The following is a 9048-nucleotide window of genomic DNA, read 5'->3' on the forward strand; positions in this document are numbered from 1 at the left end:
GAGCTTACTGCTGAACGAGGGTCAGGTTGATCGCGGACTCGCGGCCGTCACGGCCGGTCTCGACTTCGTAGGTGACCTTGTCGTTTTCGTAGAGGCCATCAACGCCCGAGCGCTGAACGGCAGAAATGTGGACGAAGTGGTCCTTGCCGCCATTGTCGGGGGTGATGAAACCAAAGCCCTTGGTGGCGTTGAAGAATTTTACGGTACCATTGATGGTGGCCATTTTAGTATCCTTAAAGCTCGGAGCCGAAGCGAAGCGAGCGTTTTCCCTCCGCAACATGCAAGAGGGCCTACAGACGTTCGCAAAGTGGATCAGAGAGCCAAGGACCGGAAAACCGGAAGGAGGCCGCCGACTTAGGCAGAAACGTATAGCCGCCCTTATGCCAGTCGATCGTGGCCAGAGCAAGACCGCAAATAGCAATCCGTCATCGCAGTTTTATCAAATTTGCTCCTGATCGTCTTAATGGATCAGCCGCAAAGCCCAAAAACAGCAATTTCAGACATGGCTTGACATGCCTATGTAGTGTGCTACATGTGTATTACACTACATAGGCACGACACATGGATGATTTTCACGCTAGCCAGCCGATCTTCGTGCAGATCCGGCAGCGGTTGATCGAAATGATCCTGCGTGGCGCAGTGGGGGAAGGGGATTCCCTCCCCTCGGTGCGCCAGATTGCAGCAGAGCTTTCGGTCAATCCGCTGACGGTCACCAAGGCCTTTGAGGCCCTGGTCGAGATCGGCGTGGTCGAAAAACGGAGGGGTCTTGGAATGTTCGTTACCCAAGGCGCACGCGAAAAACTGCTTATCCACGAACGCGACAAGTTCCTCAAAGAGGATTGGCCGCGCATTCTCACCCAGATCAGGGCACTCGACCTTGATCCCAAATCCCTCTTTGCCGAAACGCCGGTGGAGCCCAAGCCATGACTGACACCAATCTCACCCTCGAGCCCGTCGTCACCGCACGGGGCCTCCGGAAAAAATTCGGCCGCAAGGAAATCCTGCACGGGCTCGATTTCGACATTCCGGCCGGCCGCATCTATGGCCTTGTCGGCCACAATGGCGCGGGCAAGACCACGACGCTCAATGCCATGCTGGGCCTGACGAGCTATGAAGGCACCATTCGCGTGCTCGGCGAAGACCCCTTTGCCCAGCGCGCCAAGCTGATGGAAAACGTCGCCTTCATTTCCGACGTGGCGAGCTTGCCGCGTTTCCTCAGGGTGCGCGAACTCTTTGCGCTTCTGTCCAACATCCATCCCAATTTTTCGACCGACAAGGCGCGCAGCTTCCTCGAAGGCACCGACATCAAACCCGAGATGAAGATCAAGACGCTTTCCAAGGGCATGGTGGCCCAGCTCCACCTCGCCGTGGTCATGGCGATCGATGCCAAGCTTCTGGTGCTCGACGAGCCGACGCTCGGCCTCGACATCACCTATCGCAAGCGCTTCTACCGGCGCCTTCTCGAAGACTACATGACCGAGGAACGCACCCTGATCATCACCACCCACCAGGTGGACGAGATCGAGTTTATGCTCTCCGACATCATGTTCATTCGCGATGGCGACCTGATCCTCCACATGCAGATGGAGACGGTGAACGAGAAATTTTCGCAGCTCGTGACCAATGAGCCGGAGCTGCAGGCCCAGGCCCGCGCCTTGAACCCGGTCTACGAGGAAACCCGCTTCGGTCAGACCGTCTTTATCTTCGACGGCGTTGCCCGCGAAACCCTCGAACCGCTCGGCAAGGTTTCGACGCCGACCCTATCCGACCTCTTCGTCGCGCTGATGCAGCGACCGACTGCCAATCCGGAGACGCCCCGATGAAGGCTTTTGCTGCACTCGTGCATCGCGAATATATCGAACATCGCGGTGCCTTCTTCATCGCGCCGCTGGTGATGGTCGCGATCGTGTTCCTCCTCACCATCTTTGCCTTCAGCGTCGACCGGATCAACACGCGCTTTTCCGGCCAGATGCTGACGGTGATGCCGACCTGGGTTTTCGAGGCCGGTTTTGCCGCGCTCGCTGCCGGATGGCTGGTCTATCTCGGCTTCGTGCTGTTCTTTTACTGCGCCGACGGCTTTGCCGCCGACAAGCGCAACAATGCCATGCTGTTCTGGAAGTCGATGCCGGCTTCGGACCTGAAGGTGCTGTTGAGCAAGCTGGCGGCAGCCCTGACCATTCTGCCCGGTTCGGTCTTTGCCGTTGCCCTGGTCAGCATCGTCCTGATGTTCGGCGTTGCCTATGTTACCACGATGATCGCGGGCCTTGGCAGCGCGGCGCTGCTGGGAAACATCCTCGTTATCTTCGCGCAGATGACCCTGGTTCTCATCGTCGTCATCGCCTGCGCGCTCCTCTGGTACCTGCCCTATATGGCGCTGGTGGGGGCCATGGGCACGGTCGCCGGACGCTGGGCCATTCCGCTGGCCCTGCTGCTGCCCTCGATCCTTTCGGTGCTCGAATGGGTGGTCATGGGCGGGGGCCTGCATCCCTTTGCCACGCGCACCTGGGCTTTTCTCAACTATCGCTCGCAGTTCCCGGTTTCGTTCGACTATCTCGACCGCATCTGGGAAGGGCAAGAAATGTTCGACGCGACGCGATTTACCGTCGATTTCCTGCAAAAATTCGATTGGCTGCAGGTCGGGATCGGCGCTGTCTTCGCTTTCGTGGCGATCTACATCGCCAGCGAATATCGCCGCCGCTCCGCCGCCAATTGACCTGAGTGCAGGGGCTCTCCAAAGTGCCGCCGCCTCCGATGGAGGTGGCGGCTTTGTTGTTTTGGAGGTTCCATGCGCATTCACCTGGTGCAGTGCCATCCGCTTGCCGAAAGCCTCAATGCGCATCTGAGCGGTCGTATCGCGCAAATGCTCATCGAAGCCGGGCATGAGGTCGACCGGCTCGATCTCTATGCCCATGGCTTTGCGCCCGCCCTGACGGCGGAGGAAAGGCGCGCCCAATACAGCACGCAGATCGTTCCACCCGATATCGAGCCGCTACAGGCAAGGCTGAGCGCCGCGGACCATCTCGTGATGGTCTTTCCCACCTGGTGGTTCTCGCTGCCCGCCATGCTCAAGGGCTGGCTCGACCGCGTCTGGACGCCCGGCTTTGCCTATGAGCATGGCACGCCGATCCTGCCGAAACTGACCGGGCTGAAGTCCGTCACCGTGGTCACAACGCTCGGCTCGCCCTGGTGGGTGGACAAGCTGGTCATGCGCCAGCCCGTTAGAAAAGTGCTGAAAATGGCCGTGGTCGGCTCGTGCGCTCCGCAGGCCAGGTTCAGGATGCTGTCCCTTCACGGGGCCGAAAGCGTCGAGGCAGAACGGCTCGTGGCCTTCGAAAAGAAGATCGCAAAAGTCCTCGACGCCTTGGGTTAGGGCCGGAAGCCTTTGGCAAGCCGACGCTCCATGCTAAGGGCGGCGCCGAACAAGGATTGCACAATGACCCTGCCCACAATCGTCAGTTTCTGGCACGGCCCGCTGAGTTGGCTGGAAATCTTGTGCATCACCTCCTTCATCCGGCAGGGGCACCGGGTGGAGGTCTATTCCTACGAGCCGATCACCGCCCTGCCCGCGGGCGCCGAATGGCGTGATGCGGCCAGCGTGTTGCCGCAGGAAAAGCTGGTCTTTTACAAGGGCCGTGGCACGCCCGGCGTCTTTTCCGACCATTTTCGCTATGCGGCGCTAAAGGCCGGGCTCGGCGTCTATGCCGATCTCGACATGTATTGCGTGCGGCCCATGGAGGGGCCGTTCGACTATCTCATGGCCTGGGAACGGCCCGGCTCGGTCAATGGCGCCGTGCTCTATATGGCGCCCGATGCGCCGCTGCTGGCGGATCTGATTTCCGTCTTCGAAGAGAAGAAGCGCCCGCTGCTCGAGCCCCACCTGCCCCCGCTCCGCCGCTTCGAAGTCGCCATCCGCCGCCTGATCGGCGACCGGGTGACGCCCGAACACATGCAGTATGGCGCGACCGGACCCATGGCCCTGACCCATTTCGTGGCCCAACACGGCCTCACGGCACGCGTGCTGCCGGCGGCGACCTTCTACCCCGTGCCCTATGAAGGCATTCCAGCGCTGATGCAGGCCGGCTCGGACCTCGACGCGGCGATCAAGCCCGAAACCCTCGGCATCCACCTCTGGCGCAGCCAGCTCACCGACCGCGGCCGCGCCGGATTGCCGCTGCCGGAGGCGGGGAGCGCGCTGGCAAAGCTCTGCGCCCGCGAGGGGCTTGATCCGGCGAAAATCGCTTAGCGACCCAAGCGTAGCGTCTTGAGCCACCACCGCTTCCAGCGATGCCGCGCGAAGCGATAGAAAAGCTCGTTGGTCATGACGTGGCGATACCACCTGGCATAGGCCGCGCGGCGCAGGATGCCCGACAGCAGAAACCAGGGTTTTCCCTTCAGCGTATAGTGCAGGATCCCCGCATCGAGCGCTTCATGAGCAGGATGGGCGTCTATCGTATTCCATCGCCAGGAGAGCGGCGTCCAGCGGCCGCGGAACACAAGGTTGAGCATATCCTGGTCGTAGTAGAGCCGATCCATCAGCCCCCTGCCGGCGATGGCGGCGATCTCGGCCTTGATGTTGATGCTGCGCCATTGCGGGAGATCGATGACCAGCATGCCGGAGTTGAAATAGGGATCGGCGGTATCGAAAATACCCTGGTTCTGCCGCATGTCCCGGCGCCCCGCGATGAAGGGCGCGATGGCGTCGCGTACGGCGCCAAGCGGCCGCCCCTCAAGGTCAATGTCGAAGAGCTGCTCGATGGGCGCGCGCACCATCATGTCGCAGTCGAGATAGATGACGCGCTTGATATCGGCGGGCAGGAGATCGGCCACCAGCATGCGGGCGTAGACGATTTTCGGCCACTGGGCCGTGGCCGGCAGTTCGGCGACGAAGAAATCGAAGAGCTCGGAATCCGCGACCGGGTACCACCGCAGGCTCGCCCCGAATTCGCGCGTGACGCCTTCGAGATCATAGCGATGCTCGTCTGATATCGGCATGTGGAGCAGGTGAAACACCAGATCCGCACGCCGATGGGTCGACAGGCACACCGAGCGCATCACGGTGAAAGCGGGGGCCCAGAAATTGTCGTCGAAGGCGAGGACGATATGGATGGGTGCGCTCATTCCGCTCTCGGATTCAGGATCGAAAGTTTCTCATAAAGCCTCGCGCGCCAAAGGGAAGGGCTTTCCAGTTATCCCGCTAATCCCCGCCCCTTCAGGCGGGTGGACAATGGGGCCATCGCAACGAGGATTTTCACGATGGACGACACCCCCCGCCTCAGCCTGCCGCAAATCATTTCCGGGCAGGCGCTGAAACATATCACCCACAATGAAGCCCTGATGCGGCTCGATGCGCTGGTGCAGGCGAGCGTTGAAGCGAGCACGGTCACCGCGCCACCCGCAACGCCACTCGAAGGGGAAGCCTGGATCGTCCCGGCTTCGGCCACTGGCATCTGGGCCGGGCACAGCGAGGAAATCGCCGCCTTCCAGGCCGGCGCCTGGACATTTTACGACCCCGCGCCCGGCTGGCAGGTTTTCGACAAGGCGAGCGGCACACTCTGCATCTTTTCCGGCACCGGTTGGATCGCCGTCGCCGCAACCGGCGCCGGCTTGCCGCAACTGGGCATCAATGCCGACGCCGATACCACCAATCGCCTGTCGGTCGCGGCGGACGCAACGCTGCTCAGCCATGATGGGGCGGGGCATCAGCTCAAGCTCAACAAGGCGACGACAGGGGATACGGCGAGCCTGCTCTTCCAGAGCAATTGGTCCGGCCGCGCCGAAATGGGGCTGCTCGCCGACAATGCCTGGCGCCTGAAGATCAGCACGGACGGCAGCACCTGGACCAACGCGCTCGTTGTCGCCAGCGATGGCAGCGCCAGCTTTGCCGGCGCAGTAAAACCCCTCGCCGACAACGCGCAGACGCTTGGCGCCAGCGGCGCGCGCTGGAGTGCCGTCTGGTCAGCCACCGGCACGATCCAGACTTCGGACATGCGGCTCAAGACCGACATTTTGCCAAGCGATCTCGGCCTAGACTTCATTCTGGCGCTGAACCCGGTGCGCTATCGCTGGCGCGACGGTGCTTCGGACGCGCGGGTGCACTATGGGTTGCTGGCGCAGGAGGTGCTTGCCACCGCCAAGACCCACGGCGCGCCAAACTTCGGCGGCCATGTGCTGGTCGATGATGACGACGCCGACAGCCAGCAGGCTCTGCGCTATTCGAGCTTCATCGCCCCGCTGATTGCGGCCGTGCAGACGCTGGCTGAACGGGTCAAAAAGCTGGAATCAGGTCTTTAGGCCCCTAATCAAGGCCTTGATTGCCTTGCGATAGTCACCCAATTCGTCGGACGGCGCCAAAGCGGCGCGATCGAAAAGCGCGTCAAGCAGTTGCGCCAGTGGCATCACCGGCAGGTCGCGGATCGCGCCTGCCTCCACGGCCGCCCCGACCCCTTCGAGCAGCGTTTTCAGCCCGAAGCGGGCATTGATGGCGTCGAGCTTCTCCCGCTCGATCACAGCCGGCGCGTCAATAAGCAGGATGCGCCGGCGGCCGGAATCCTGCATCGCCGCGAGATAGGCATCTCCGCCCTCGATCAGTGCGCGAACCGGGCCGGGCTCATCCTCGGCCTCGGCGGCGGCATTGATCGCCAGCGCCAGAAGCGCATGCTCCTCCTCCACCACGGCTTCGAACAAAGCCTGCTTGTCGGCAAAATGGTGGTAAAGTGCCCCGCGGGTAACGCCTGCCGCTGCAGCAAGGGCCGGCGTATTGGTCGCCGCATAGCCGTTTTCGGCAAATTGCCGCCGCGCCGCCGCGATCAGTGCGCGCCGTGTACCCTCGCGACGCTCTTCCTGGGTCTTGCGCCCCTCTTGCATTCATACAGCCTGTTTGTTATGTTACCAACAGTCAGTATGTATTTTTATGCGCCATTTTGCAAGGAGAATCCCATGTTTTCGGCTTACTATCCGCTCTTGCAGGTCAAGGATGTCGCCGCGACGGCCTCGTTCTATAAGGACGCTTTTGGCTTTACTGAGGTTTTTGCCAGCGATTGGTACATGCATCTGCGCGCGCCCAGTGGGTCGCAGGAGCTGGCGATCATTGCCTATGACCATGACACCATCCCGCCCGTGGGTCGCCAGCCGACAAGTGGCCTGATCCTCAGCTTCGAAGTGGCCGATGCAGCGGCAGAGGCCGAGCGCTTTGCCAACAAAGGCATAAAAATCGCCCAAGAGCTGCGCGACGAGGTGTTCGGCCAGCGCCATTTCATCGCCCGCGACCCCAATGGGGTGCTGCTCGACGTCATCACGCCCATCGATCCCGATCCCACCTGGCTCGCCGCGCAGGGCGGTCAGTAATACCAGGTCAGCGCCGCGGCCGTGTCCGCATTGAAATGCAGCGTTACCGTCACGTCGTTGAGCGTGTCGGTGACGCCATCGGTAAATTGGCGCTGCAACAGGGTAATGGTCTCGGCCTCGGCGTCCGAGCCTTTCAGGATGTAGTCGAAGCAGTCGATGCCTTCGCTGCGCCCTTCCCCAATCTGGGTTTTCAGGTCCCAGAGCGTGCGTCCGCCAAGGTCCGAACCGTCGGCACGATTGATGGCGCGCAGCGTCGGCACCCAGTCGTAGCCCGTTTCGCAGATATAGCGGCCCTCTTCGAACTTGCCGTGGTCGGTAAAGATCACGTCGTAATCGGCGTCCCAGGCATTGCCGATTTCATAAGTCGCCCCCTCGTCGGTCACATCGAGATAGATGTCCGACCAGGAGCAGCTTCCCTCTTCCTCGGCATAGCACCAGCGCGCGGAACTGCGCATCAGCGTGGCGATTTCGGTGATGGGCACCAGCTTGCCGATCTTCATCCGATCCAGCACGCTTTGGGTTCCGGCATCAAAGGCCAGAGCCGGCGAAATCCCAATGAGGCCAATAACAAGGCAAGCTACGAGACGACGCATATTCTCCCTCCCAAGGGCTGTCCGCCCGCACTCTAGGTCAAACAATCAGGGAGCGAAACCTCGCTTGACATTTGTGTTATGTTATTACATTGCACATGCCATTGCGACGAACGGAGATCTTTCATGCAGGATGTCATCATCATCGGCGGCAGCTTTGCCGGCCTCACCGCTGCCATGCAGCTCGGCCGCGCCCGTCGCAAGGTCACCGTGCTCGATACCGGCCTCAACCGGAATCGCTATGCCTCACACGCGCACAATATTCTCGGGCATGACGGCACCCCGCCGGGCGACCTGCTGACCGCAGCAAGGACGCAGATCGCGCACTATCCGACGGTAAAGCTGGTCAGCGGCAAGGCCGTGGGCATTTCGGGCGAGCTGGACAATTTTGTCGTCACCACGGCCGAGGGCGAGACGATTTCGGGCCGCCGGATTATCCTCAGCTATGGCATCGTCGATGAGTTTCCGTCCATTCCCGGCTTTGCCGAAAGCTGGGGCAATACGGTCATTCACTGCCCCTTCTGCCATGGCTATGAAGTGGCCGGCACACGCTGGGGGCTGCTCTATTCTTCGCCCATGTCCCTCCATGGTCCGGTGCTCTATGCCAATTGGACCGATGACATCACGCTGATCCTCGATGGAAACGAAATCATCGAAGAGGAGCGCAGCAAGCTCGAAAAGCGCGGGGTCAAAATCATCGACGGCAAGCTGGCGTCCATCCAGCACGATGGGGGACGCATTTCCGGCGTCACCATGGAAGACGGCGCCAATATCGCCCTCGAAGCCCTCTACGCCCATCCGCGCAATCGGCCCTCGGCGGACCTCCATCTGCAGCTTGGCCTCGAAACCAAGGATACGCCGACCGGCATCATGCTCGCAGTCGGCGAGATGCAACTGACCTCGCGCCCCGGCATCTTTGCCGCCGGGGACCTGGTCACCGGCATGCACTCAGTGACTTTTGCGAGCAATACCGGCTCGATGGCGGCCATGGGTGTGCTGCAGTCGATGATGGTTTGAGCTGAAGGCCCCCTCACCCGGCCCTGCGGGCCGACCTCGCCCCCAGAGGGAGAGGTGGGTGGTTGCCAAAGTCGCGTAGCGACACCTCTCCCCAGGG

At 61.4% G+C, this 9048-nt stretch carries 12 protein-coding genes; 8 read left to right on the forward strand and 4 right to left on the reverse strand.

From position 1 onward, the window contains the following. Positions 1–4 precede the first annotated feature (4 nt). Positions 5–223, reverse strand: coding sequence for a cold-shock protein (locus ABW043_RS01120; protein ID WP_056312801.1), 219 nt, complete (start codon positions 221–223; stop codon positions 5–7). Positions 224–561: 338 nt separating this feature from the next. Between ABW043_RS01120 and ABW043_RS01125 the strand changes: the two genes are divergently transcribed. The 5 genes from ABW043_RS01125 (at position 562) to ABW043_RS01145 (ending at position 4243) form a co-directional block, all read left to right on the forward strand. After that, complete coding sequence (locus ABW043_RS01125; protein WP_353919404.1) at positions 562–927, forward strand: GntR family transcriptional regulator; 366 nt, start codon at positions 562–564, stop codon at positions 925–927. Further along, positions 924–1823, forward strand: a complete 900-nt coding sequence (locus tag ABW043_RS01130; protein ID WP_353919405.1) for an ABC transporter ATP-binding protein — start codon at positions 924–926, stop codon at positions 1821–1823. Before ABW043_RS01125 ends, ABW043_RS01130 begins: the two co-directional genes overlap by 4 nt. Further along, a complete protein-coding gene (locus tag ABW043_RS01135; RefSeq protein WP_353919406.1) occupies positions 1820–2713 on the forward strand; it encodes a hypothetical protein in 894 nt (297 codons plus the stop codon). The genes ABW043_RS01130 and ABW043_RS01135 overlap by 4 nt, the downstream gene beginning before the upstream one ends. 72 nt (positions 2714–2785) lie before the next feature. Beyond that, the gene (locus tag ABW043_RS01140) at positions 2786–3370 is read left to right on the forward strand and encodes an NAD(P)H-dependent oxidoreductase (RefSeq protein WP_353919407.1); all 585 of its coding nucleotides are present in this window, start codon (positions 2786–2788) and stop codon (positions 3368–3370) included. A 63-nt stretch (positions 3371–3433) separates the two neighbouring features. Next, entirely contained in the window at positions 3434–4243 is an 810-nt protein-coding gene (locus tag ABW043_RS01145; protein ID WP_353919408.1) for a glycosyltransferase family 32 protein, read from the forward strand. On the opposite strand, the gene ABW043_RS01150 is transcribed toward ABW043_RS01145, so the two are convergent. Continuing rightward, positions 4240–5118: a glycosyltransferase family 8 protein gene (locus ABW043_RS01150; protein WP_353919409.1), complete on the reverse strand. Its 879-nt coding sequence runs from the start codon at positions 5116–5118 to the stop codon at positions 4240–4242. The two genes, ABW043_RS01145 and ABW043_RS01150, sit on opposite strands and share 4 nt — an antisense overlap. 135 nt (positions 5119–5253) lie before the next feature. Between ABW043_RS01150 and ABW043_RS01155 the strand changes: the two genes are divergently transcribed. Beyond that, positions 5254–6291: a DUF2793 domain-containing protein gene (locus tag ABW043_RS01155; RefSeq protein WP_353919410.1), complete on the forward strand. Its 1038-nt coding sequence runs from the start codon at positions 5254–5256 to the stop codon at positions 6289–6291. Here the strand turns inward: ABW043_RS01155 and ABW043_RS01160 are convergent. Beyond that, a complete protein-coding gene (locus ABW043_RS01160; RefSeq protein WP_353919411.1) occupies positions 6280–6864 on the reverse strand; it encodes a TetR/AcrR family transcriptional regulator in 585 nt (194 codons plus the stop codon). The genes ABW043_RS01155 and ABW043_RS01160 overlap by 12 nt on opposite strands. Before the next feature lie 72 nt (positions 6865–6936). Here ABW043_RS01160 and ABW043_RS01165 point away from each other — a divergent pair, with 72 nt between their 5' ends. Next, positions 6937–7344, forward strand: a complete 408-nt coding sequence (locus tag ABW043_RS01165) for a VOC family protein (RefSeq protein ID WP_353919412.1) — start codon at positions 6937–6939, stop codon at positions 7342–7344. Here the strand turns inward: ABW043_RS01165 and ABW043_RS01170 are convergent. Next, a complete protein-coding gene (locus tag ABW043_RS01170) occupies positions 7338–7937 on the reverse strand; it encodes a hypothetical protein (protein ID WP_353919413.1) in 600 nt (199 codons plus the stop codon). The genes ABW043_RS01165 and ABW043_RS01170 overlap by 7 nt on opposite strands. 123 nt (positions 7938–8060) lie before the next feature. Between ABW043_RS01170 and ABW043_RS01175 the strand changes: the two genes are divergently transcribed. Further along, entirely contained in the window at positions 8061–8951 is an 891-nt protein-coding gene (locus ABW043_RS01175) for an NAD(P)/FAD-dependent oxidoreductase (protein ID WP_353919414.1), read from the forward strand. Positions 8952–9048: the final 97 nt, after the last annotated feature.

The sequence above is a fragment of the Devosia sp. genome, assembly GCF_040509215.1.
Taxonomy (GTDB): domain Bacteria; phylum Pseudomonadota; class Alphaproteobacteria; order Rhizobiales; family Devosiaceae; genus Devosia.